The following is a 26209-nucleotide window of genomic DNA, read 5'->3' as shown; positions in this document are numbered from 1 at the left end:
GCTTTTAGGTAAAACCGTTGAAACTATGCAAGTCAACTTGAAAAGAATCGTTCTGTCGCTGAGTCTCGGTTTCGCCCTGACCGGCGTGCTGGTGGCGCAGGACGCCCGCGATATCAAAACCGGGATGGTGATTCCCGACGAAACGTACAGTGATCAGCCTTACATCGTCAAAACCAACGACGGCGCGTGGCTCTGCGTGTTGACCACCGGAACCGGTCACGAGGGCGCGTCGGGCCAGCATTTGATTTCCCAACGAAGTCTTGATCAGGGAAAAACCTGGATCGATAAACGGGATGTCGAACCGGGCGACGGGCCGGAAGCGTCGTATGCCGTGCTGTTGAAAGCGCCATCGGGCCGGATTTTTGTTTTCTATAATCACAATACCGACAACATCCGCGCGGTGAAAGGCGACAATCCGCCGTATGCCGATGGGCTGGTCAAGCGGGTGGATAGCCAGGGGTATTTTGTCTTTAAATACTCGGACGACAACGGCAAAAGTTGGTCGGCAAACCGGGTAGCGATCCCCATGCGGAATTTTGAAATCGACAAAAAGAACCCGTATCAGGGAAAAATTCAATACTTCTGGAACGTGGGCCGGGCTTTTGCCTACAAGGAATCGGCGTATGTTCCAGTCCACAAAGTAGGCGGTTTTGGCGAAGGCTTTTTCACCAGTAGCGAAGGCGCTTTGTTGCAAAGTCCCGATTTATTCACCGCCACCGATCCCGCCAAGGCGAAGTGGAACACCCTGCCCGACGGCGAAATCGGCCTGCGGACACCGGCCAAAGACGGCGGTCCCATTGCCGAAGAACAAAATTTCGTGGTGTTGAGCGACGGTTCTTTCTTCTGCGTTTACCGGACCATCGACGGTTATCCGGCCTATACCTACAGCCGGGATGCCGGTCATACCTGGGAGCCGCCCCAGTACATGCGGTATGGCAACGGCCAGTTGATGAAGCACCCGCGAGCCGCTAATTTTGTCTGGAAATGCGAGAATGGAAAGTACCTCTACTGGTTTCACAACCACGGCGGGCGGTTTATTCGGGAACACAAAAACCGGCGTAGCATGGCCTACGAAGACCGGAATCCGGCCTGGGTGTCGGGTGGTGTGGAAGTCGATTCGCCCAAAGGGAAAGTCATCAAATGGACGCAGCCCGAGGTTTTGCTGTACGACGAAGACCCGCTGATCCGGATGAGTTACCCCGATCTGGTCGAAGACAAAGGCTCGTATTACATCACAGAAACGCAGAAAGACATTGCCCGCGTCCACAAAATTGACGAAAAGCTGCTGAATCTGGTGTGGAATCAGTTCGACAACCCGAAAAAAGCGCAGGATGGTTTGGTCACCAACTGGTCGTATCAATCAGGAAAATTTCCGCAAACCGTGGCCGCGCCAACCCTGCCCGAATTTTACAAACGCGATACGAAAAAACTGGAACAGCCGGGCATGAACGTACCGAACGGTTTTACGGTCGACCTCAGCTTCACCCTCAGCAACCTGTCTGACAACCAGATTCTGCTCGACGCCCGCGACGCCACCGGAAAAGGCTGGTTTGTACGAACGACCGACAAAAAAACGGTTGAGTTTGCGATGAACGACGGGCGTACGGAATCCACCTGGTCCTGCGACGAAGGCCTGCTGAAAGCCAATCAAAACCACCATGTCAGCATCATCGTCGACGGAGGCCCGCACCTCATCTCCTTCGTGGTCGACGGCAATTTCAACGACGGGGATGACACGCGACAGTTCGGCTGGGGCCGGTTCAATCCGTACCTGAAGTCGGTAGCCGGAGCCGCTCAGATCAGCCTTGGAACGCAACTCAACGGGCGGATTAGCCAGCTTTCGGTCTACAACCGGGCGTTGACGGTGTCGGAAGCCATCGGTAATTACAACGCGCAGAAGAAAATCCCGTAAAGCATTCGATCGGCCCTCCTTACGGGATTATCCAATTCACCAATCCCGTAGGGATGATTCATCTTGTAGCCCCCGGTTTAAACCGGGGGTCGCAGAACCATTTCGCCTTTCCGAAACCATTTTAACGGTTTTACATCCCAAAAAACCAAACACATCACCCTGATTCTCATGAACTTGAAACGATCCGTTGTGAACGCCAGCATCGAAACAGCCAAAGAAGTTATTGCCCATTTCGGAATGTACCTCCCGCCTTTCGCCAACTGGACCCTTGACCAGTGGCTCGACGCCGGGCCGGAATACAACGAAATCCGCGACTGCATGCTGGGCTGGGACGTCACCGACTTTGGCAGCCAGGATTTTCACAACATCGGGCGGACGTTGTTTACCGTTCGCAATGGTCGGCCTAATCAGCCAAATTATCCGAAGCAATACGCCGAAAAATGGCTCATCGACCCGGAAAACCAACGCGCCCCGGCCCACTTCCACCTTTCAAAACGCGAAGACATCATCTGCCGCGCGGGCGGCAATGTGCTGGTGCAACTTACCAAAGCCGACGCCGAAGGCAATCCATCCAAGGAAACTTTTTTGACGCAGGTGGACGGCTGCACCCGGCGGCTGGGACCGGGCGAGATCGTGCGACTGCGGCCCGGCGAAAGCCTGACGATTCATCCGCGCACGATTCACCAGTTCTGGGGCGAAGAAGGCACCGGTTGGCAGATCGACGGCATTGGCTACACGCTCAGTGCCGAGATTTCGAGCGTCTGCGACGACCTGAACGACAACGTTTTCCTGGTCGATTATGGCATCCGGTTTCCCGAAATTGAAGAGGATGAAGCCCGCCGATATTTCCTCTGCCATGAGTATCCCAGGGCTGGTATTGAACTTATTAGCGAATAAACCTAAACCTGATGATGCCACGTCGTTTTTCTATGGTCCTGCTGGTGCTGTCCGGCCTGGCCTTTGCCGGTTCAGGACTCTTGTACGCGTCTGAGAACCTCGCAGCAACCGGCCCGGTGTTGATGCTCGCGCTGGTTTTGCTGGCGCTGGCCTTCCGGGGCTTTGCCCAACTCAAAGGTTTTTCCTACACTGTCTGGATTCTGGCGGCTGTCACAGTCGCGATGTTCTACCCCACCTATTTCTTTACCGTTGGCGATTTTCAACTGAAACGGCTCATCGTTCCTTTCGTACAGCTCACCATGTTCGGCATGGGGTCGCACATGAGTTTTGACGATTTTAAAGGCGTCGTCAAAATGCCAAAGGGCGTTCTGATCGGAATTGGCTGCCACTTTATGGTGATGCCGCTGGTCGGTTTTTCGTTATCCCATCTGTTTGATTTTGAACCCGAAATTGCCGGGGGCGTCATCCTGATCGGCTGCGTTTCCAGCGCGATGGCGTCCAATGTGATGTCATATCTGTCGGGGGCCAACCTGGCGCTGGCCGTCACGATCGGGGCCTGTTCCACCATTCTGTCGCCGTTTATAACACCTTTTCTGATGAAATGGCTGGGTGGGCAGTACGTCGAAATCGACATCGCCCACATGATGATCGACATCACCAACATGATCATCATTCCGATTGTGGCCGGTTTTATTTTCAACCTGTTTTATTTCGGCAACGAAACCAGACGCGCCAGAACCGTTCAGTTGCTGGCTTTTGCCGGCATTATTCTGGTGACGAATCTGGTGATGATGGTTATCACAAAGGCCGACGGCATGGGTTTTCTGATGGCCCTCCTGACCTCGACCTTCTGGTTTTACCTCCTGCCGATGGTGAGCGCGATGCTGCTGAAAAATGCGAAGACCATTGACCGGGCCATGATTGAAAGCAGCCTTTCGTTTGTCGCCATGCTCGGCATTGTGATCAATACCGTCATCATCACGGCGTCGGGGCGCGACAATCTGCTGCAAGTCGGTGGTTTGCTGATCATTACCTGCCTGTTGCACAACCTGATTGGCTTGAGCGTTGGTTATTTCACAGCTTTGCTGTTCGGATTGCCCGAGCGGGACCGCCGGACGATTGCGTTTGAAGTCGGGATGCAAAACGGCGGAGTGGCCACCGGTCTCGCCTTGCAAATGGGGAAAGTGGCGACCTTGGGACTGGCCTCGGCCATCTTCGGGCCGTTGCAGAACGTGACCGGTTCGGCGCTGGCGAACTGGTTTCGGAAACGACCAACGGGAGAAAATACCGCTCCTGAATTCCCAGTTCCATCTGAAAGTCAGAATGTTCCGCAAGCCAGTTTTCGGGAGAACGTTCCGTATAAAAGGTGATATTGTCAAATCCAGCCCACAGTTCAAACCGTGGGCTGTTTTTTAATTCGTATCGAAATCAATTCAGTAACAACAGCGTCGATACAACCCCGACCACGTATAACAACTTGACCCGCAGCACCCGCAGACACTTGCTGATGTGAAATTCGATGGTTTTTTCGGCCAGCCCGAGTTGCTCCGCAATTTCCTTGTTGGCGAGACCGCTGCGGCTGAGTTCGAACACTTCCCGGCTTTTTTCGGGCAGATTTTGCAATTCCCGCAGGTATACTTCCTGAACCTCCCGGACCTGAATCCAGTCCTGAACCACATTGGCCGAGTGCGAAACCTGAACCTCCGAATACACCTCGTCGAGCGAAACCGATTTGTGCAGAATTTGCTTCCGCAAGTAGGAAATGATCCGGTTTTTGAGCGCCGAAAACAGATAGACTTGAATGGTTTTGTCGATGGAAAGAGCTTCCCGCTGCACCCAGAGTGTCACAAATAAATCCTGCACCAGGTCTTCGGAAGCATCCGAATCGCCGGTTTTCCGGTAGGACAATGCGTAGAGCTTTCCGGAAAACCGGGCGTGCAGCTCCGCAAAAGCCGCCGAATCGGCTTTCGTCTTCACCAGTTGCCACAGCGCCTGGGCGTCCATCTCACGGTACGGGTTGTGCATCGATTCTAAAAAACAGGCCCGATGCAATACTACTAAGGTTTCAGATAGTATTTGTTATAAACTTTCTTCAAATCCCACCAGGGTTAGCGGTTTTTTGTGCGTCTTGTCAGTAGAGCAGCCAACCAAGTGGGAGCTGATCAAACGAACCTATGAACCCAAAAGCCATTTCGCCCGACCTGTTGAAGAAATACGTGGAGGGCAAGTGCAACCCGGACGAAGTTGAACAGGTGGAGCAATGGTACGCCAGCCTGAACAATGAAACCGCCGAAATCCGGGAATTTAACCAGCCCCGGCATTTGAAAAAAATTCAGGAACTTATCCGCCACCAAACCGATGACGAAATTCAGCCGGAACAACCGGTCAAAATCCGTCCGCTGGTGCCGAATGTCTGGCGATATGCTGCGGCTGCCGTGGTGCTGCTCATCGCGAGTCTGGGCGTCTACTTCTATCTGAATACGACCCAACCGGTTGTAGATCAGGTCGCCGATGCGGTTTCCATTGTCAACACGCAAAAACAGGTGGTCCGTCACCAGTTGCCCGATGGCAGCAAGGTCTGGCTGAATCCGGCCGCCAAAATTCAGTATACGGCCCGGGCATTTTCCGAAACGTCGCGGACGGTGAGCGTCGAAGGCGAAGCGTTTTTTGAAGTAACCAAAGACCCGGCGCGGCCCTTTTACGTCAAGAGTAATTCGCTGCTGGTGAAAGTGTTGGGAACCAGTTTCAACGTAAAGTCCAACTCCGATCAGTCGTGGTATGAGGTATCGGTCGTAACGGGCAAGGTGTCGGTGTCGGTTCCGGACCGCCAGGGGAAAGAGAAATCGGTGCTGCTATTGCCCCGGCAACAGGCGGTTTTCGAAGTTGCTTCGGGCCTGCTGACGTCCACGGAACTCTCGAAATTCCGGGAAAAGGTCGATACCTGGCAACCCATTTCGCTCACGTTTGAGGACGAAAAATTATCGGAAATTGCGATGCGGCTGCAAAAGAAATACGGGATTAAAATCAAACTCGCCAACCCGAATCTGGCCAATTGCCGCCTGAAAGCCACTTTTGACCACAACCGGCTGGCGGAAATTCTGGAAATAACGACCCAAATGGTGGAAGCTACTTATGAAATGCGGGGCGACAGCATCATAATCGATGGAGAAGGCTGTGGTACCGTAGAATGAACTCGAAAAACCGGAAGACGAAATTTTAATGATAATATCTAAACCCCCTCCTATGCTAAAACGACAACCCCTCTTTTTGCCGGGCTTGTAAAGGAAATCAGGAGTGATTGCGGCACTCCTGACTCTGAACAAGCATTCCTGACTACCATCACTCCGAAGGTGATGATCGGCTTTCTATTGTTCAATTTAACCACCCAAACCTATGCATTTTTTTCTAAAAAACAAGACTGTATATGCCCTTATGCGGTTATCGGTGCTTCAAATTCTGCTCATTGGACTCCTCACGGCGGTTGCCTACGCCCGGGAATCCGACGCGCAGGACCTTCTCAAACGAAACATTAGCCTGAAGGCTGAAAATATATCGCTGCAAAAAGCCCTTTCGGAGATCGAAAGCCGGGCCAACGTGCGGTTTGCTTATAGCCGGAGCATGATTCCGGTCGATGAAAAAGTGAGCATTTCGGCCCTCAACGAACCGCTTTCGGCCGTCCTCGACCGGCTTTTGTCGCCCCTGCAAATCGAATACAAATCCACCAATGAGCAGATCATCCTCAAGCGCAACCGACGAAAAACGTTCTTCCTGAACGCTCCCGAGATTCACCGGGACATTACGCCCCTGCCGATCCAGCCCGAAGCCGACCTGACGATTTCGGGGAAAGTGACCGACGAGAAAAACGAAGCCCTGCCGGGTGTCAGTGTCGTTCTGAAAGGCTCACAGCGCGGAACCACCACCAATGCCGAAGGCCGGTATACACTCGCCGTTCCGAATGAAAATGCGACGCTGGTTTTCTCGTTTGTGGGCTATTTGCCGGAAGAAATGGTCGTTGGCAACCGGTCAACCGTTGATGTTCTGCTCAAAACCGACACCAAAGCCCTGGCCGAGGTGGTTGTGGTCGGCTACGGAACGCAGCAAAAGGAAGACATCACCGGCGCGATTTCCACGATTTCCGAACGGCAGATGAAAGACGCCCCCGTGGCGCAGGTGGGGCAATTGTTGCAGGGAAAACTGAGCGGGGTACGCATCGATCAGGTGTCGGGTCGGCCCGGCGAAGGCATGAACATCAAAATCCGGGGGGCGGTTTCGATCACCGCCGGGTCCGATCCGCTCTATGTGGTGGACGGCATGCCCATTTCCGGCAACATCAACACCATCAACCCTGCTGAAATTGAAAGCATTACGGTTTTGAAAGATGCCGCAGCGTCCTCGCTCTACGGTTCCAGGGCGGCCAACGGCGTGGTGCTGATCCAGACCAAATCGGCGATTCCCGGCAAAACGCAGATCGACTTCGACGCCTATTACGGTTTTGAACAAATTCCGAAATCGCGTCGGCTGACGATGATGAACGCGCAGGAATACGCGCAGTTTCAGAAAGAAATTGCCGAATTGAACGGTCGCCCGGTGAATGCGGCTTTTCAGAATCCCGAACAATACGCCGGAAAAGGCACCGACTGGTACGACGCCATCACCCGAACCGCGCCCATCCAGAGCTACAACCTGACCGTCAACGCGGGCATGAAGAATTTCAGCACCTCGGTCACGGGCGGTTATTTCAGTCAGGAAGGCGTCATTGTTGGAACGGGGTACAAGCGGCTTTCGCTGCGGGTCAACTCGATTTTTACGCCCAGCCCGAAGGTGCGAATCGGCTTCAACATCGCCCCGAATTACGCCACTAACACCAATTTTGCCACCGACGGCGGGCCGTACGGTTCCGAGAACATCGTTTCGGCGGCTCTGGCGACCACCCCGCTGGCGAGTCCCTACAACCCGGACGGTAGCCTGACGCTGACGGCTTCGGACCCGGCCACGTTTGGCAATCCGAACTGGCTGCGGGTGGCCAAAGAGAAAGTGTATGAAGGGAAGAATCTGCAACTGCTGGCAAACGCTTTTGTCGAATACAAAATCCTGAAAGGGCTGACGGCCAAGACGACGGTGAACGTTCAGACCAGCAACTCCAACGTGTTCCAGTTCAATCCGTCGACCATCGGCGTCATGTTTACGCCCCCACCCCGGATTCCGTTCGGTTCAGACAACTCCAGCCGGTCGTATAACTGGGTGAACGAGAACTCGTTGATGTACCAAACCGACTTCAACGGACACAACATCGACGCGCTGGTCGATTTTACGGCGCAGCGGTTTCGGGGTGAAAACACGCTCGTTACGGCCAGCAACTACGCCGACGACAAGATTCAGGCCGTCAGTGCCGCCGGTCGGGTGGTGGTCACCAGCGGGGTTCAGGAGTGGGCCTTGCTGTCGTATCTGGCGCGGCTAAATTACAATTACAAGAGCAAATACCTCTTCACAGCTTCGGTTCGGCGCGACGGTTCATCGCGGTTTGGGCCGGACAACCGCTGGGGAAATTTCCCCTCGGCTTCCGTGGGCTGGATTGTGTCGAAGGAGGATTTCTGGAAATTCAAACCGGTTTCGTTCCTGAAACTCCGCGCCAGCTACGGCACCACGGGCAATTTTGACATCGGGAATTACACGTTTCGCTCGACCATCAGCCCGGTGTATTACGGTTTTAACAACGGGCTGTTTCAGGGCCGGGCCACAACCAACCTGGGCGACAACACCTTGGGCTGGGAACGCAAGAAGCAACTGAACGTGGGCGCCGACATCTACTTCCTGAACGACCGCATTCAGTTGACGTATAATTACTATTCCACGAAATCCAGCGATCTGTTGTTTAACGTTGCGGTTCCCCAATCCTCCGGTTTCAGTAACATCCAGACCAACATCGGCGAGCTGAAACTGTGGGGTCACGAAATCGGGATCAATACCTACAACATCAACACCAGCCGGTTTTCGTGGAATACCAATTTCAATATTTCGTTCGACCGCAACAAAATCGTCAGCCTATCGACCCAATCAACCACGGCCTTGTTCCACGGCATCAGCAGCTACGGTTTTTACAGCCACCGTTCGCAGGTAGGCCGACCCGTCGGGATGTTCTACGGGGCCGTGCAGGATGGGGTGTATAAAAATCAGGAAGACTTCGACAGCTCGCCCAAATACGCGGATTCGCAGGTCGGAACCATCAAATTCCGGGATTTGAACGGCGACGGAAAGATCACGTTCCCGGAAGATTATACGGACATTGGCAACCCCTGGCCGGATTTCATTTTCGGGATGACCAACACATTTACGTACGGGAATTTTGACGGCTCGCTGACCCTCACCGGCACCTACGGCAACCAGATTCTGACGCATTACGAAAACTGGACAACCAATCTTGATGGCGTTTTCAACGTCCTGGCCGAAGTAAAAGATCGCTGGAAATCGCCGGAAAATCCGGGAGCGGGCAAATACGGCAGCACCCAGCAGGGAACGACGTATCTGGAGCGCGACCGCTGGCACACCCGCTACATCAAGGATGGCAGTTTCCTGTCGTTCAAAAACATCACGCTGGGCTACACGCTTCCACTGAAAGCCGGGAGTGTCATCCGCCGGTTGCGGGTTTACGGCAGCGTTCAGAACGCGTTTGTGATCACCCGGTATCCGGGGCCAAATCCGGAAGTAAACACCCGCAATTCCGCCAGCGGCAGTTCGCCGGGCATCGATGAAAATTCGTATCCGGTGCCCCGTACGGTCAGTTTCGGCGTCAACGTCGGTTTCTAAACCCTCCCATTCGACTCACCATGAAAAATAGATTTTTACTCGCGGGACTCCTGCTTTTACTGGTCAGTGCCTGCAAAGATTTTTTAGATGTTGTTCCCGAAACCGTGCTGACACCGGCCAGTTTCTACCAGTCGAAAGCGGATTTTGAACAGGCCGTCGGCGGAATTTACGCCCCCCTGCAACCGCTGTATAACCAGGACTGGATTCTGAACGAGATGCGTTCCGACAACACCCATTTTGTGTTCAACATCGCCCAGCGCGGCCCCAAACCGGAAGAAGATCCCTCGACGTTCACCATCGAAAACAACAACCGCAATACCGCCGGGAAATGGACGAACGATTACCTGATCATCGCCCGCGCCAATCAGGTGCTGAGCACCATCGATGCGGTCGATTTCGATCAGGCATCCAAAGACAATCTGAAAGGGCAGGCGTATTTCCTGCGGGCTTTTGCGTATTTTGATCTGCTGAAAAATTTCGGCGGTGTCCCGGTTTTTCTGGAACCGGCGGGTTCCTACAAAGACACCTTCAAGCCGCGCGCCGACATCGCCGAGGTCTACAAACAGATCATTGCCGACGCCGAACAGGCCACCAAACTGCTGCCCGCCAAAACCTCCCAGGCTGCCGGGCGCGTCGCATCGGGCGCGGCTTACACGCTGCTCGGCGACGTGTATATCAACCAGAAACGCTGGCCCGAAGCGGAAACCGCTTTGAAACTGGTGACAGGACAGGGTTACGCGCTGGTGGCGGAATACGGCGATGTTTTCAAACCGACAAACGAAGGCAATAGCGAAATCATTTTCGATGTGCAGTACGCCGAAGGCACGTCGCAGGCCGTCAGCAATTACATGCCGTATAAGTTTTTGCCGGTGTTGACTGATCCATCGGTGATTACCGGCGTAAAACCGTCGTCGTCGAATACGGATGGCTGCTACAACACGCCAACGCCGGATTTGCTGGCGGCTTACGAGGATACGCTCAGAGACAAACGCTACAAGGCGTCGATTGGGTTTTATTCCGGCACTTCGCCGTTAGTGGGCGTTACGTATAAAAATACGCCGTACATCAAAAAATACCAGTTTCCGCACGCCCGCTACGGCGAAACCGGGGTCAACTGGCCGGTTTACCGGTATGCGGAAGTGCTGCTGATGCTGGCCGAAGCCGCCAACGAACAAGGGCGATTGGGGGATGCGGGCGGTTTTCTGAATCAGGTTCGCACTCGGGCGGGGTTGCCCAATGTCACCGCCACCAACCAGACGACGCTGCGGGATGCCATCCTGCGTGAACGCCGGATCGAGCTGGCTTTTGAGAACAAACGCTGGCATGATCTGGTCCGCAGCGGTCTGGCCGTCAAGACGATGAGCGAGTACGGTGCGCGAATCAAGGCCAATCCGCAGAAATATTATTACCCGCTGGGTAGCGCGCCCGCAGCCGCTGCTTTTAACGTTACCGAGCGGGATTTGCTGTATCCGATTCCCATCGGCGAGATCATCATCAATCCGGATATGAAACAGAATCCGGGGTATTGAGTCCGCCCATGTACCCCTAAATCCCCTGAAGGGGACTTGGACACCGAAACATTCGGATCAAAAGTCCCCTTCAGGGGATTTAGGGGTACAATTCCTAAACCAACAGAAAACGTATGTTATCACCAAAATTCTTTAAAGACGGTTTTCGATCTGCAAACCGCCACCGGTTTCTGCTATTGACTGGAATTCTCTGGATGATCGGCGTAACCACCTGGGCGCAACCCCGCCTGGATAAATCCTTCTTCAACGGGAAAGATTTAGCCGGCTGGTCGGCGACAGACATGAAATACTGGTCGGTGAAAGACGGTGCCATTGTGGGCCGGGCCAACCAGCCAGTTCCCAACAACCGCTTCCTTTGGTCGTCAGTCAAAGTGAGCGATTTTTATTTGAGCATCGACGTCAAACTCGAACCGGACGACCGCAATGCCGGCATTCAGTTTCGCTCCAAACAGGCCGACGCAACGGGGCAGGCCCTGGGCTATCAGGCGGATATGGGGAAGGACGTCTGGGGGCGACTGTACCACGAACATGGTCGGCAGAAACTGGACTGGGGCGACCGGGGCGAGAAAGCCGTCAAACGCGGGCAGTGGAATCACTACGAAATTCTGGCCGTAGGCGACCGGATCTGGACGGCCATCAATGGCAAACTGGCGGTGGCGATCAAAGACCCCGGCGGAGATGCCTCGGGGCAGATTGCCCTCCAGATCCACAGCGGTGATCCCCAAACCGTTACCTACAAAATCAACAAGCTGGTTCATAATCCGAAAGTCGAACTGGCGGGAATGACCGAAGTACAGTTGAACGACCAACTAAAACGCCCGGAAGACAAACGTCAGAGCAGTTTGCCGCTGAAATTTAACCCGGACGATGTCATCGCGTTTGCCGGGGGAACCAACATCGCCACGATGCGCAAAGACGGTATTCTGGAAACGCTGCTTATGGCCGCTCACCCCACCACAAAACTCCACCTCTGGAACCTGGGCTGGGATGGCGACACGGTGTATGAGCAATTCCGGGATGTCGGTTTCGGGAGCTGGAGCAAGAATCTGGACAGCCTGGGCGCCGATGTGGTGTTTGTGCAGTTCGGGCAAATGGAGTCGCTGGACGGCGAAAAAGCCCTTCCCAAATTCATTGCTGCGTACCAAAAACTACTGAATGAAATCCGGAAAACCGACCGGCGCATTGTGCTGCTTTCGCCAATTCCGTTTGAACCCGCCCGTTCGCACCTGACCCCGGAAGGGAAATCGACTAATCGGTTGACGACCGCGCCCGTTGAGCAATACACGTATGAGATCAAAAAGCTGGCGGAATCCGAAGGATATAGTTTTGTCGATCTGTTTCACCCGGTTCAGTCGTCGGCTGCTTTTGGGTCTTTGACGACCAACGGGATGCACCTCAACACGAACGGCCAACAGTTGGTAGCAGAATTGATTATGAAAGCCTTGTATCAACCACAGGAATTTTCCAATCAACTCGCTCCGCTTCGAAAGGAAATTCTGACGAAAAACGTCCTCTGGTTCAACTACTGGCGACCGAGCAACTGGGCGTTTCTGAACGGCGACCGGATCACACAACCCTTTAGCCACGACTGGAAAGACAAAAACCGGCGGATTTTTCCGGAAGAAATGAAAGCGTTCGAACCGCTGATCCGGGAAGCCGAACAGCGGATTGCAGACGAACAACGCAAGCTGGCTCCGGTGCGATGAGGTGATTTAGTCAATTCCCAAAACCCAGCCCACGCCCAATTTTATACATTCCTGAAACCTGACTATCCCTCATGTCTTTTGTCAATACCACCGTTTTGCGTAAAATACCAACCGGAATTGCGCTCCTATTGAGCCTGTTCCTTTCTCTCAGCGGTTTTGGCCAAATCAATCCGATGTCGGTTTCGCCGGCCGAAACCGACAATTCGGTGGCCGCCGAACTCAAATCGTTTCAGTTGGCCAAAGGCTACAAAATCGAGTTGTTCGCTTCCGAAGACCTCGGCATTGCCGACCCCTGCGCCATGCGGTGGGACGAAAAAGGGCGACTCTGGGTGCTGACCATTCCGTCGTATCCGCAACTGGAACCCGGCAAAAAACCGGTCGATAAGCTCACCGTTCTGGAAGACCGCAACGGCGACGGGAAAGCCGATACGTCCTGGGTTTTTGCCGACGGGCTCATGATGCCGCTCGGTTTTGAACTCGGCCACGGCGGGGTGTATCTGGGCGAACAAACCGAGCTGGTGTTTTTGAAAGATACCAACAGCGACGGAAAAGCCGACACGCGGCAGGTGCTGATGTCGGGTTTTGGCACGCACGATTCGCACCAGACCCTCAATTCGTTTATCTGGAGTCCGGGGGGTGAGTTGTTTTTTTCGCAGGGACATAGCATTTACAGCCGCGTCGAAACCGCCTGGGGCATTGAAAAAGCCGACCGGGCCGCCATCTGGCGGTATCGGCCCCTGCGCCGTCAGCTCGATAATTTTCTGGATGGCTCAATGGCCAGCGTCAATCCGTGGGGCATGAACTTCGGCGAGTGGGGCGAAATGTTCCACAAAGCCAACGACCCCGAATTGTTTTACACCGTTCCCGGTCTGGTCAAAACCGCCCAGCGCGCCCTGCTCCCACCCATTGGCAAGCTCGTTATCAAAGGTTCCATCATCGAAATTATTCGGACCAAACACTTACCGGACGATTTGAAGGGTGACTTTGTGATTGCCGGGTATTACAACAACAAAATTGAGCGGATGCGGGTCGCCAACGATTCGTCCGGGTATTCGGCCCGGCTGCTCGACCCGATCCTGAGTTCGAGCAGCCGCAGTTTCCGGCCCATCGACGTGAAAGTTGGCCCCGACGGCGCATTGTACATCATGGATTGGTACAACCCGATTATTGGACATTACCAGGCTTCCATGCGGCACCCGGATCGCGACAAAACCCACGGACGAATCTGGCGGATTACGGCCACCGACCGACCGCTGGTTCAGCCGCCGAAGCTGGCCGGGCAGCCGGTCCCGGTTTTGCTGGATCATCTGAAATCCGATGAACACTGGGTGCGGTATCAGGTAAAAAGGCTGTTGGCCGAAAAACCGATGCACGAAGTGCGACCGAAGTTAACGGAATGGGTGGCAAAACTAGACGCGAAAGACCCGAATTACGAGCACCATCTGATGGAAGCCCTCGGCGTGTTTGAAAGCCACGAGCTGGTCCACGAAGCCCTGCTCCGGCAACTCGCCAAAGGAAAAGAACCGGGGGCGCGGGCCTATGCCGCCCACGTAGCGGGTCGCTGGTCCGACCGGCTGGCTGATCCGCTGGCGGTGCTGGAACCGTTGATCAACGACAACCATGCTCGGGTTCGGCTCGAAGCCCTGGTAGCGGTCAGTTCGGTTCATCGCCCCGAAGCGATGGTGCTGGCAACTCAGGTGCTGGACCAGCCCATGGACAAATTTCTAACGTATGCGCTGAACAAAACCGCCTATGCCTTGCAGGATGCGTGGGAACCGGCTTTGCAAAGCGGGAAGCTGGCGTTCAAAAAACCGGCGCACCTGGCCTGGCTTGTGAGCGTTTTACCACCATCGTGGTATTTGCCGGATCAATACCGGAAGCTGATCGGCACCGAAAACCTAACGCCGGAGGTCCGGCGGAATCTGCTGCTCAGTCTGGCGAAAACCGGAAAAGCCGCCGATATAGAGTTTGTGTTGAGTCAACCGTCGGCGCAAACCGATGCGGTTTTGCTCGAAAACCTGAGCAAGCTGGACGTCCGGCCGGTCTCTCCTATTGCGGCTACTTCGCTCAAAAACAGCCTATTGCCGTCAAAAACCGCCGAAGTCAACATGGCCGCGATCCACCTGGCGCGGGCCTGGAAAATCAGTTCAACAGCGGCAACAATCAATAATTTGGCGATGAACAACCAGATCGATCAGCGGGTCCGGGCCGAAGGTTTGAAGGCATTGGTCGAACTGCGCGGCCGGGCGGCTTTGCCGTTGCTGCAAAAGCTGGTCGGTTCTGCCGAAACGCCCCGCGTAATCCGGCTGGCGTCGTTGAAGGGTCTCAGCGAACTCGACGTCGCGCTGGCGGCCCGGGCAACCGTGGCCGAAATGCAGCGTTCCGGGGCTTCGGTCGACGCCATGCGGGAAGCCATCGCGCCCCTGATCGATCAGCGTTCCGGGATTAAAGCCCTCACGGCGGAACTGGAAAAAACCGCCCTGTCCAAACCGCAGGCCCGGCTGGCGCTGGAAGCCCTGGCCACCAAAGGGATCAACGCGCCCGAACTCAGCGCCCGGCTGAATGCGCTGGCCGAAGAACGGACGATTGTAGCCCGGAAATACAGTTCAGATTACGTGGAAAAACTGGCGAAAGCCATTCAGGAACAGGGCAATGCGAAACGCGGTGAGTTGATTTATCAGGCCAACCCAAGCTGTTCGGCCTGTCATTCGCTGAACGGTAAAGGCGGCACCATTGGTCCGAACCTGTCGGCCATTGGCCGCGGCCTTTCCTCCCGCGAAATCATCACAGAAGTGTTGTGGCCCAACCAGAACATCAAGGAAGGCTATAATCAGGTGCAGGTGGAAACGAAAAAAGGCGAAATCATTCAGGGTATCAAGGTCTTTGAAACCGCCGAGGTGATTCACATCAAAACGACGGCTTCCACCAAAAACCGGGTCATCAACAAAAAGGAACTGGCGAGCCAGACCGAAAGCGGTTCGCTGATGCCGACGGGACTGATGGATGCGTATTCGGAGGAAGATGTGCGGGATTTGATCCGGTATTTAAGCGAATTGGGGAGCAAGTAACGGCAGAAATTAGTACGTTTGCTTATTCAGGTTATTCGGTTGTCCACACAACAGAAACTCCATGAGCCGACAATCTTTCCTTACCATACTTTCACTACTGGGGACGCTCTGGCTTCTGGCCCAATGCCAGCCCAAAAACCTCGATTCAACGTCCACATTCGACCGCCCGGTTTATTTAGTTGTCGACGATTCACCCACTTTTCCAGGAGGAATGAGCAAGTTAGGCGAGTATATTGGGAAGAATCTTCGCTACCCCGAAACCGCCCGGAAAGCCGGACAGGAAGGCAAGGTGTTCGTTACCTTTATCGTCAGCGAGCAGGGCCGGATCGAGAAGGCGGAAATTTTAAAAGGTTTGGGTTCAGAACTGGATGCGGAGGCCATTCGACTCATCGAAAATATGCCTGCCTGGACACCGGCGAAACAAGGGGGACAGGTGGTGGCTTGTCGGTATAACCTGCCGATCAATTTTAGCATCCACGGGAGCCGGTAAAGTGAAACCATTACAAGTGCGTTCCGCAGTATTTGCAGAAAACCGCATCGAAGTCGTGCCCTTCCGCCCCGCACGACGGACACGATTGGGATGAAACGGCTTGCTTTAGCTTTAGAGCTGCCTGCGAAAGTTCGACGGTGACGATGCCGGTGGGAACGGCAATGATGCCATAGCCCATGATCATGACGAGTGACGCCAGTGCCTTGCCCAGGGGCGTTTGGGGGGAAAGGTCGCCGTAGCCCACGGTCGTCAGGGTCACAATGGCCCAGTAAATGCTCGTTGGAATGCTGTCGAAGCCGTTTTCTTCCCCCTCGATGATGTACATCAGTGACCCCAGCACAACCACCAGCGACAGAACCGTCAGGATAAACACGCTGATTTTGCGACGGCTGGCCCGCAACGCACTGGTTAGAATGGTGGCTTCCGAGAGGTATGCCGACAGCTTCAGAATGCGGAAAATACGGAGCAGCCGCAGAATACGGATCGTGAACAGATACTGGGTGCCGGGAACGAACAAACTCAGATAGGTCGGCAAAATGGCCAGAATATCGACGATGCCGAAGAAGCTCCCCGCATACCGCAGCGGTCGCTTCACGCTGATGAGCCGGAGGAGGTATTCAACAGTAAACAGCACTGTAAAAAACAACTCCGCAAGGTGCAGTTCATCCCCATACACCGCTCTGACCCGGCCGATGCTTTCCAGCATGACGATGATGACACTCACCAGAATGCTCCCGATCAGAATAATATCGAACGCCTTCCCGGCGGGCGTATCGGCTTCGAAAATGATCTCGTGCAGACGAAGCCGCCAGTGCGTGGAAGGCGGTTTGGGGGTAGACAGGGACATAGGCGCGGTGGTTTACGGGACAATCCACCTGCTTAACACCGTTTGTTGAAGTCCGGTTTAAAAGGGGCAGTTCGTCCTTCCAATTCCCGAAGCGAATTCTGAATGACGAACTACCCATTTCCAGCCTTCTTTTCTTTCTAAATCAGAGACGAATACCGTGGTTTAATACCGAAACTTCTGATTTTCCGGCAAAACCGACACATGCTCCATTTTACCCTGCCGAAACGCCTGGTATAATCCCTTGATGTCGCTTTCAGTGTCGCCAATGAAAGGCCCGTAGGAAACAATCGGATCGTGCTGAGGCTGTCCGGCATACAAAATAACCCGTCCTCCCGTTTCCCCGGCGGTTAGTTCAAGGTCGCTGAGCGCATCTCCGGGAAATTTGTCCAGCCAGCCTACCTGATTTTCTTTTAACAACTTACCTTCTTCCCCAATTTCAACACTTCCGCCAACTACATACAAAAAGGTGTTAAAAGAAGCCGGTAGCTGTTGGGTGGTGCTAACACCGGGTTGTAACTGAATATCGGCAATAATAACCGGAACATGATTTTGAACCGGTGAGGTAATCCCCGCAAGCGAACCGCTGTAGAGCCGAATTTCCAGACCGGTTTCAGACACGCGGGGAACCGTCTCTACCGTCAAATCCTGAACGCGGGGCATAGTCCAGCGGTCTTTTTTAGGCAGATTGAGCCATAATTGCAAAAGCCGCATCCTCGTTTTCCGGTCGATGGTTTCCGTATGAACAATACCGCTTCCTGCGGTCATCATCTGAAAATCGCCCGCTTTCATTCGGTGATCAGAATCCCCCAGTTCGCCTTCCAGGATCAGCGTAACCGTTTCAAAACCGGCGTGGGGATGCGGTCCGCCCACCGGCTCACCACCCTTTTTATCGAGCACGTCATCCATCAACAGGATAAAAGGATCGCTTTCTGCAAAGCTCTTATGAATAACCGCCCGGGCCGTGTGGTCGGGCCCCAGAAATCCCGGCTGAGCGGGTGGCGTATATACGTTGACCAGCTTGCGCCGGATCGTCACGTCTTGCTGCGTTTCCATGTTTGCATTCTTTTTATTTCGTAAACAAATTTACCTATATTTACTATTCATTTGTAAGTACTATACTTTTTAATAGCTATATCCTTTTGGATAGTGAACCGGAAATTATGGAAAAGCCCGTCGAATTGAACCACTCGGAGTGCATGGGAATTTTACGACCCATCCGCGACGCCCTGGATGTGCTGAACGGCAAGTGGAAATTACCCATCATCGTGGCATTATCGTTTGGGGAGAAGCGTTTCACCGAAATAGCCCGGGAGGTTCACGGCATTACCGACCGCGTATTATCCAAGGAGTTACAGGATCTGACGATGAACGGACTGGTGAAACGGACGGTGGAAGACACCTTCCCGGTGAAGGTTACCTACGCCCTGACACCCCACAGCAAATCGCTGGATGAAGTGATTGAAGCCCTGCGGAAATGGGGCGTTTTGCACCGGGAAATCATCCTGAAAGGATCGTCAGACGAGTAACACCAGACCATCCGACGACCTTTTTTACCGCTTTTCAAACCAGATGTTTTTAACCCGGCCACCCGACAGCCGGAATCCGGTTATTTTTTTCTGTCCCTTCTTCACAAACTGGATGCTTCCGATTTTGCCGCTGAACTGATCGACTCCGGTTGGGTCAGCGCCGAGATCGAAATCGCCAATCCGCATGTGGTGCATTTTTAACTTCCCATCGACCACGTCGATTTTGTATTCCGATGCCAGTTCGGGGCTGTAATACGTACCCGCAAATACCGGCAACTCGCTGGGGTTCGGCACCCAGGGCGTGATTCGTTTGGCCTGAATGGTACGGTATTTTAGCAAATTAACCGCGCCGTTTTTATCCGGCACAAACGTCATGGAAGCACCATAAGCCTCAATCCAGATCACTGAATCCGATTTGGCCTCGGTCGGAAACCTGGCTTCTCCATTGGCCTGCGTCATCAGCCGGTCTGCCTCCAGCGTAAGCGTTACCGCCCAGCCCGGTCCCAACTGGTATACGCCAGCGTATTTTTTGGCCAATGACGGGTCCAGTTGAATGGTTGGCGCATCCTTTACGTTGATCGCTGATTTGCCTTCTGATTTGAATTTATCTTTCAGAAAAACGCTGGCCACCTCGGACGAATGGGAGGTCACGTTAAAATCACTGGCATTGCTCAGGATGATAATCGACAGCTTTTCATCCGGATAATTGGTGATGATGGTCCGGTAACCCGCCCAACTGCCGGTATGAGAAACGGTTTTTAATCCCCGGTCTTTTCCGCTTGCCAGGCCGTAGCCATACGGTACTTTTTCGCCCGTATTCAGTGTTCCTTCGGTCAGCATCGCCGTATAGATGGGATTTTTCAACAAAAGCTGCTGGTCAAAATGACGGACCCACTTGCTTAAATCCTGCACCGTCGTAAACAACGAACTGGAACCATAGGCGGTTAAAGCGCCCGGTGATTTCACAAATTCACGATCCCGGAAGGCGTACGAATACGCCAGATTTTTGATGAGCCGGGTGTAATCATCCTGAAACCGGGATGAATTCATTTGAAGCGGTTTGAAAATGTGTTCCTGCGTCCAATTTGTGAACGACTGACCGCTCACTTTTTCGACAATCGCAGCCAGCAGATTATAGCCGGTATTCGAATACGAATAGCGTGCTCCGGGATCGAAATCAAGGTCTTTCTGATTCCGCACCATGCGCATAATGTCTTCAAACGAAAAAACTTCATCCCAGCGCCAGCCCGCCGAATTCAGGGTCTGCGGCCAGTCCCGCAAGCCACTCGTATGATGAACGAGGTGTCGGACAGTAATGGTTTTGTTGAACTTCGGCACATCAGGCAGGTAGTTTCGAATATCGTCGTCCAGTTTAATTTTCCCTTCCTGCACCAGTGTCGAAACCGCCAGTCCGGCAAACTGTTTGGAAACCGAAGCAATGTCGAAAACCGTCGCTGATTTAATCGGAATGTCGTATTCCAGATTAGCCATGCCGTATCCCTTTTCGAAGATGACGGTCCCATCCCGGATAATTCCCACCGCACAACCCGGACCATTCAAACGGTTGTAGGCCTTAAAAATGGCATCCATTTTCAGGCTCAGCGAATCTTCTTTGCTTTGCGCCAATCCGTGGGTAGAAACCAGAATGCACAGGATTGCTTTCAAAAAAGAAGCGGGGAGAGAAAGAGTTCGCATAAGCCGGTGGTAGCGGTCAATGGGTCACTGACCAGCTAAATTAGTATATACCAGCAATTTATGCAGGATAACGTAAAGGAAATGAAATTTAACAGTTCTTATGAATATAGGACGGTCGCAAACTGCCCCTAAATCCCCTGAAGGGGACTTCTGGCATCCGGATTGAGCTGCGTCCAAGTCCCCTTCAGGGGATTTAGGGGCAGTTTGCAAGTGCAATAGAATTATCAGACATAAGTCCTAGAATAAAAAAGACAGAGCAGCAATTGTAGGTTAGATTGCTGCTCTATTTCAGTCGATTCCCCAAAAACAAATACGGATTCAGCAGGTGGTTCTGAAAGAGTTTTTTGGGGTCGGCCGGAAACTGCTGGAAATACGCTTCGTCGGCTTCCAGAACGATGGTTTGCCCGGCCCGCATGAAGTGACTGCTCGGGAAATAAGTCGGTTTCTGGTAATCCGGCAAATTCTTCCCGACAGCCTTGCTGATGTAATTCCCCAGAAACCGCTGGTACCGCTTCTGCGCTTTGCGGGACGGTTTATCCATTTTATTGAAAACATAATTGAACATCACCCGGTTGAGAAACTTCTGATTTCGAATGGCTTTGCGAATCGTCGTAACGGGATTGGTCAGGTTGAAATCATCGGTGGTTTGAACCGTCAACGGAAATTCGGGCACCCAGTCGGCAGAGTTGACCACATTAAACGCCCAACCGGCCTGCGTAAGAACCTCATAATCATACGCATAAGAAAGATTTCCCGGCTTGGGCGCGGCAATGCTGTAGGTTTTGAACCGGAGGTCGGCGGGGAGCCGGTTGCCCCGCAAATTGGAGAGATAAGACGTCATTAAAAAGGAGATGGCGCCCCCCTGACTGATGCCGGTGATCATGAATTCTTTGGTTCCTTTCTGAATGCAGGAATCCATTTTGGGCAGAATGTCCTTGGCCAGATACGCCATGCCAATCAACCAGCCCGCGTGTACTGCCGCACGCGGATTTTTAGCCAGTTTGTAGGAAAAAGGCTCGTTGGCGCTCAACTGGATCTGGCCCGTGGCCGGCACCATCGCGGCATAAAAGTTTTCAATCCAGCCCAATGGATCGAGGGTCGTGCCCCGAATGCTGATCACGGTAACGCCGTTGCTCCCCTGCCACAACTCCCAGCGATTGTCGAGGCCCACAACGGGCGAGCGATACACTCTTTTATAGCCTTGCGGAGGGCCAATCGTCACCGAGTCAATGTGTCCGGCACCCACCCGCAGCATTTCCAGGTATTCAGCCTTTTCAAAACCGGGTTTCAGTTGGTTCGATTGTGCCGAAACACGCCCGAAGAGCAAGCCAACCGATACTATCAGAAGCAGAAGAAATCGTGTTTTCATACGGAGATGGATTGGTTACGACGGTAACGGATTGATCAACCCTTTTGATTTACAAACTCCTGCGATTTGTTTCTTCCTGCTCAATACGTTGCCCTGCCGCCCGAAATATCGTAAATAAAACCGGTTGAAAAACTATTTTCGGGAGAAACGATGAAACAGGCCATAGCCGCCACTTCGTCCGTTTCACCCAGGCGACCCATCGGGATTTTGGCGGTCATGTACGCCAGTTGTTCGGGGGCGGTGTCGGCGTTCATGGCGGTTCTGATTACGGCCGGGGCCAGCCCGTTGACGGTGATTCCGGCGGTTGCGTATTCCTTGGCAATGGCTTTCACCAACCCGATCACACCCGCTTTACTGACCGAATAGCCCACCATGCCGGGGTTGCCTTCTTTTCCGGCGATGGACGCAATGAGCAGAATCCGGCCATACTGCCGGCTAGCCATGTGCCCGACGGTATATTTGGTGATCAGAAAACTCCCGAACAGGTTGACGGCGAGCAACTTTTCAAAATCAGCCGTCGCGTAGGAAGTAATGTTGGTGCTGGTAGGCCCGACAATGCCCGCCGAATGCACCACCACATCGAGCTGCCCGAAATCCGCCACGGTTTGCTCTACGGCTTGTTTGACCTGTTCTTCCTGCGAAATATCCACGGTATACGTCCGAACAACAACGCCCAAAGCCGTCATTTCCTGCGCTGTTTGTTCCAGCAAAACCGCGTTCCGGTCGAAGAGCGCCACCGAAGCACCTTCCGCACCCAGCCGCCGGGCAATGGCTTTTCCTAAACCGTCTGCCCCACCGGTAACAATAGTAACCTGCCCTTTGTAGCGGTCGGGGAATACTAAATCACTCATAGTTAATAGATTAAAGAAGTGAGACAAGAGAGTAAAGACAACATACCTTGGTGATAAACCGACTCTTTATCCTTTTGTCTCACCTCTCATGTCTTTTTCCCCCCTCCGCTCAATTTTTCCCACCAGAAAAATATACGAACAGGCACCGATCAGGCCCAGGGCACCAATAAAGACCAGAGCCGGTTTGAAATCGCCGTCTTTGGCCAGATAGCCGATGACGATCGGAACGATGATCGACGCCAGATTGCCCATGAAATTGAAGACGCCACCCGTTAACCCAATCAGGTGTTTCGGTGACAACAAAGAAACGAAAACCCAGGAAATCAAGGCCATACCGGCTCCGAAAAACGAGAAGGCCATGAAGAAAATGATGTAGGCCGTGTCGGTACTATAGTTGGCACCCACAATGCTGGTCGATAAAATGAGTCCAACGATGATCGGGGTTTTGCGGGCCGCGCTCACCGACCAGCCCTTTTTGACCAGATTATCGGACAGGAAGCCGGACAAGAGCACCCCCGCACAGGCGGCCAGAAACGGAATGGAAGCCAGATAACCGGATTTGATAAAATCCAGTCCCCGGTATTTTACCAGATAGGTGGGAAACCAGGTCAGAAAAAACCAGAGCGTCGCGTTCACGGCAAACTGGGCAATGTAGACGCCCCACAAGGTGCGGCCCCGAAACACCAGTTTAATGTTTTCCCAACTCCACACGCTGACGTGCTTCGTTCCCGTTTTTTTTCCCCGGAACAAACCGCCCCCCTCTTCGATATACGTCAGTTCAGCCTCATTGACGCCCTTGTGCTCCAGCGGATCGCGGTAGAAAAGATACCAGACAACACCCCACACCAAACCGACTAAACCGGTGATGACGAACAGCCCTTTCCAGCCCGCGTAATACTGAATCGTTACCAAAACCGGCGTCAGAAACGCCAGCCCGATGAACTGGCCCGAAACGTACATGGCCGTCGCAGCCGCCCGCTCATTGTCGGGAAACCAACTGGTTACAATCCGGTTGTTGATCGGATACGAAGGTGCTTCGAAAGCCCCGGTGGCCAGTCGCAACGCAAACAGGCTGGCAAACCCACGCGCAAATCCCTGAAACACAGTGGAGATCGACCAGGTAATGAGACAGAATGCATACAAGATCCGGGGGCCGAAGCGGTCGGCAACCAGCCCACCTGGAATTTGCAAAACCGCGTAGGTCCAGCCAAAAGCCGAAAAAATGTACCCCATTTCGACCGGAGACAAGGCCAGATCCTTGCTCAAAGCTGACGCAGCCACCGAAAGATTACTGCGGTCTAAGTAGTTGATTACGACGTTGACGAATACGAGTGCCAGCATCCCGTATCGTACCCGGGTTTTGGGGGCCTTGCCAATGACTTGTTCCATTTACGGTTTTTGGTTTAGGGGTTTTCCGTTTACGGTTTTTGGTATGCGGTTTTCGGTGGCTGATGCAAAAAAGAGTAACGTGTCAGCCACCGAAAACCAAAAACCGTAAACCGTTAAACTATTTTGCCGTCCAGCCGCCATCGACGGTGAGCAGGGAGCCGACCATGTAGGTGGCGGCATCACTGGCGAGGAAGATCGCGGCTCCCTGGATTTCGCGCAGGTGGCCCCAGCGACCCAGTGCCGTCGCGCCCACAACGAACTTCTTGCCTTCTTCCGTGTCGGCAATCGGTATATTCATATCCGTCAGAAACGGTCCCGGACAAATGGCATTGACGGTGATGTTATACGACGCCAGTTCCAGGGCGAGCGCGCGGGTCATCTGCACCACGGCCCCTTTGCTCGATGTATACGGCGTCCGGTTGGCCAGGCCGACCACGCCCAGCGTACTGGCCAGGTTGATGATGCTGCCCCGCCCGGCTTTTTTCATGTAGGGCGTCACGGCCCGGCAGCAAAGCCAGGTGCCGGTGACATTGGCCGTCATCACCTTGTTGAAATCCTCCAGTGTCACCTCATCGATGGGTCCGCGGATGTTGATCCCGGCACTGTTGATCAGAATATCGATTCGGCCAAAAGCGTCGATGGCGGCCTGGGCCATCGCTTCGGTCTGTTCCTGACTCGTAATATCGGCGCTGAACGAAAGGGCTTTTATCCCAAAATCCTGGCTCAGTTCCTCAGCGGCTTTGGCCCCTTCCTCCGCGTTCCGGTTCACCAGCATCACATTCGCCCCGGCCGAAGCGAGACCGGCCGCCATCGCGAAACCCAGCCCTTTGGAGCCTCCGGTAATGATGGCGGCTTTCCCGCTCAAATCAAATTGCTTAATTCCAGGCAGTGTTTCTTTACTCATCATTCGTTGATTGGTTTTCAGTTTTCGGTTTACAGTTTTCGGTTTTCGGTGCGGTTCCCCGCCGGGGCTAACGCATGAAACAAAAACGCGCCAGCAAGCATGCGTTAGTCCCGGCGGGGAACCGCACCGAAAACCGTAAACCGAAAACCGTAAACTCTATTTAAGCCCCAGCTTGTTGCTACTGTAGGAAAGGCAGGAAACGATGTTTTTCTCCTCAACCGCCAGTCGTTCTTCGGCAGAAAGTTGGGATACCTTCGGCAGCGCCGGTTTGTAGGTATGCTGTTTGACCATGCGCAGCGTCCGGTCCATATCCGTTCGGGGTATACCGCCAAAGGTTTCCCAATAAGCGTCCTTCCGGCACGGTATTTCCAGCGGATCGCGGGTGATCATTTCCAGGTTGAAGGTGACAGCCGGGTTGTGTTTTTTACAGATAGCCACCATTTTTTGCAGATCCAGGATGCCCCTGCCGAGTGGTACTTCCGACAACAGAAAACCGTCCGGGTATTCGGCCACGCCCATATCCTTAACGTGGGTCGTAAACACATACGGGGCCAGCGTCTGCACCACGGCCATCGGATCTTCCAGCAGGGCGATGCTGTTGCCAAAGTCCAGCGTTACACCAACCCACTCACTATCAATTTGTTTCAGAACCGCTACCAGTTCGTCAGCCCGCCAGTCCTTGTGATTCTCGACCGCCAGTTTGACTTTGTGTTTGCGCAGAATGGGTTCCGACAGTTGGAGCGAAACCAGCGCATTTTTCTTCAACGCCTGCCATTCTTCGTTGGAATGGTAGGTTTCGTACCGCCGACCGCTCGAACAAACCGTCCGCAAAACCGTCGCGCCGGCTTCTTTCGCGTTGACCACCTCCTGCTCAAAAGCCGCTACCTGTTCCGCTTTTTTGGGTAACCCGATGGAGCCTTCCAGATACAGGCCCGTTTTCTCCCGTTCGGTACGCACTTTTTTGGCAAACTCAGCCGACCAGTCCTTAACAACCGTCTGAACCCCGCCCGCGCCGATTTCCTTGCAGTGATCGATCAATTCAATGGCGCTCGTAAAACCGGGGTATTTTTTGCTTTCGACCTTTGAATTCCAGCGACTTCCGTAGGAATGCACCACCACACCCATGGGCATGTCTTTCAGAAAAGCGGGCATTTTAGGCAACGAAAACACCAGTGCACCCAGGGTCGCCTTTTGTATAAAGTCACGTCTGTCCATACGAATT

At 53.6% G+C, this 26209-nt stretch carries 19 protein-coding genes; 10 read left to right on the top strand and 9 right to left on the bottom strand.

Going from position 1 to position 26209, the window contains the following annotated elements:
• Positions 1 to 25: 25 nt before the first annotated feature.
• The 3 genes from DUE52_RS29480 to DUE52_RS29470 all read left to right on the top strand — a co-directional run bounded on the left by DUE52_RS29480 (position 26) and on the right by DUE52_RS29470 (position 4179).
• Positions 26 to 1912, top strand: a complete 1887-nt coding sequence (locus DUE52_RS29480; RefSeq protein ID WP_114409689.1) for a LamG-like jellyroll fold domain-containing protein — start codon at positions 26 to 28, stop codon at positions 1910 to 1912.
• Between the two features lie 168 nt (positions 1913 to 2080).
• A complete protein-coding gene (locus DUE52_RS29475; RefSeq protein WP_114409687.1) occupies positions 2081 to 2809 on the top strand; it encodes a D-lyxose/D-mannose family sugar isomerase in 729 nt (242 codons plus the stop codon).
• Between the two features lie 11 nt (positions 2810 to 2820).
• Entirely contained in the window at positions 2821 to 4179 is a 1359-nt protein-coding gene (locus tag DUE52_RS29470; RefSeq protein WP_114409686.1) for a bile acid:sodium symporter family protein, read from the top strand.
• Between the two features lie 58 nt (positions 4180 to 4237).
• Here DUE52_RS29470 and DUE52_RS29465 read toward each other — a convergent pair whose 3' ends face one another.
• Positions 4238 to 4834 carry an RNA polymerase sigma-70 factor gene (locus DUE52_RS29465; protein ID WP_133299982.1) on the bottom strand — a complete coding sequence of 199 codons (597 nt, stop codon included), beginning with the start codon at positions 4832 to 4834 and terminating at the stop codon, positions 4238 to 4240.
• A gap of 149 nt (positions 4835 to 4983) precedes the next feature.
• On the opposite strand from DUE52_RS29465, the gene DUE52_RS29460 reads away from it, so the two are divergent.
• The 6 genes from DUE52_RS29460 to DUE52_RS29435 all read left to right on the top strand — a co-directional run bounded on the left by DUE52_RS29460 (position 4984) and on the right by DUE52_RS29435 (position 16406).
• Positions 4984 to 6000 (top strand): FecR family protein, encoded by a 1017-nt coding sequence (locus tag DUE52_RS29460; protein WP_114409684.1) that lies wholly within the window; start codon positions 4984 to 4986, stop codon positions 5998 to 6000.
• A gap of 202 nt (positions 6001 to 6202) precedes the next feature.
• Positions 6203 to 9613, top strand: coding sequence for a TonB-dependent receptor (locus DUE52_RS29455; protein ID WP_165841058.1), 3411 nt, complete (start codon positions 6203 to 6205; stop codon positions 9611 to 9613).
• Positions 9614 to 9633: 20 nt separating this feature from the next.
• Entirely contained in the window at positions 9634 to 11142 is a 1509-nt protein-coding gene (locus DUE52_RS29450) for a RagB/SusD family nutrient uptake outer membrane protein (RefSeq protein ID WP_114409682.1), read from the top strand.
• A gap of 113 nt (positions 11143 to 11255) precedes the next feature.
• On the top strand, positions 11256 to 12848 hold the full coding sequence (locus tag DUE52_RS29445) for a 3-keto-alpha-glucoside-1,2-lyase-like domain-containing protein (RefSeq protein WP_114409681.1): 1593 nt from the start codon (positions 11256 to 11258) through the stop codon (positions 12846 to 12848).
• Positions 12849 to 12919: 71 nt separating this feature from the next.
• Complete coding sequence (locus DUE52_RS29440) at positions 12920 to 15916, top strand: PVC-type heme-binding CxxCH protein (protein ID WP_114409680.1); 2997 nt, start codon at positions 12920 to 12922, stop codon at positions 15914 to 15916.
• Between the two features lie 61 nt (positions 15917 to 15977).
• A complete protein-coding gene (locus DUE52_RS29435; protein WP_114409679.1) occupies positions 15978 to 16406 on the top strand; it encodes an energy transducer TonB in 429 nt (142 codons plus the stop codon).
• 10 nt (positions 16407 to 16416) lie between these two features.
• Here the strand turns inward: DUE52_RS29435 and DUE52_RS29430 are convergent, their stop codons facing one another.
• Positions 16417 to 17253, bottom strand: coding sequence for an ion transporter (locus DUE52_RS29430; protein ID WP_114409678.1), 837 nt, complete (start codon positions 17251 to 17253; stop codon positions 16417 to 16419).
• A gap of 162 nt (positions 17254 to 17415) precedes the next feature.
• Positions 17416 to 18306 (bottom strand): pirin family protein, encoded by an 891-nt coding sequence (locus DUE52_RS29425; protein ID WP_114409677.1) that lies wholly within the window; start codon positions 18304 to 18306, stop codon positions 17416 to 17418.
• Between the two features lie 107 nt (positions 18307 to 18413).
• Between DUE52_RS29425 and DUE52_RS29420 the strand changes: the two genes are divergently transcribed.
• On the top strand, positions 18414 to 18779 hold the full coding sequence (locus DUE52_RS29420) for a winged helix-turn-helix transcriptional regulator (RefSeq protein WP_114409676.1): 366 nt from the start codon (positions 18414 to 18416) through the stop codon (positions 18777 to 18779).
• A gap of 24 nt (positions 18780 to 18803) precedes the next feature.
• Here the strand turns inward: DUE52_RS29420 and DUE52_RS29415 are convergent, their stop codons facing one another.
• The 6 genes from DUE52_RS29415 to DUE52_RS29390 form a co-directional block, all read right to left on the bottom strand.
• Positions 18804 to 20474, bottom strand: a complete 1671-nt coding sequence (locus DUE52_RS29415) for a serine hydrolase domain-containing protein (RefSeq protein WP_114409675.1) — start codon at positions 20472 to 20474, stop codon at positions 18804 to 18806.
• A gap of 283 nt (positions 20475 to 20757) precedes the next feature.
• The gene (locus DUE52_RS29410) at positions 20758 to 21843 is read right to left on the bottom strand and encodes a lipase family protein (protein ID WP_114409674.1); all 1086 of its coding nucleotides are present in this window, start codon (positions 21841 to 21843) and stop codon (positions 20758 to 20760) included.
• A gap of 80 nt (positions 21844 to 21923) precedes the next feature.
• On the bottom strand, positions 21924 to 22694 hold the full coding sequence (locus tag DUE52_RS29405) for an SDR family NAD(P)-dependent oxidoreductase (RefSeq protein ID WP_114409673.1): 771 nt from the start codon (positions 22692 to 22694) through the stop codon (positions 21924 to 21926).
• 66 nt (positions 22695 to 22760) lie between these two features.
• On the bottom strand, positions 22761 to 24083 hold the full coding sequence (locus tag DUE52_RS29400; protein WP_114409672.1) for an MFS transporter: 1323 nt from the start codon (positions 24081 to 24083) through the stop codon (positions 22761 to 22763).
• Positions 24084 to 24201: 118 nt separating this feature from the next.
• Positions 24202 to 24987: an SDR family NAD(P)-dependent oxidoreductase gene (locus tag DUE52_RS29395; RefSeq protein WP_114409731.1), complete on the bottom strand. Its 786-nt coding sequence runs from the start codon at positions 24985 to 24987 to the stop codon at positions 24202 to 24204.
• Between the two features lie 156 nt (positions 24988 to 25143).
• Positions 25144 to 26202, bottom strand: coding sequence for a sugar phosphate isomerase/epimerase family protein (locus DUE52_RS29390; RefSeq protein ID WP_114409671.1), 1059 nt, complete (start codon positions 26200 to 26202; stop codon positions 25144 to 25146).
• Between the last annotated feature and the right edge of the window lie 7 nt (positions 26203 to 26209).

The organism is Larkinella punicea, from assembly GCF_003334855.1.
Classification (GTDB): Bacteria; Bacteroidota; Bacteroidia; order Cytophagales; family Spirosomataceae; genus Larkinella; species Larkinella punicea.
The sequence above is the reverse complement of the archived record's forward strand: the minus strand, read 5'-3'. Positions and strand labels throughout refer to the sequence as shown.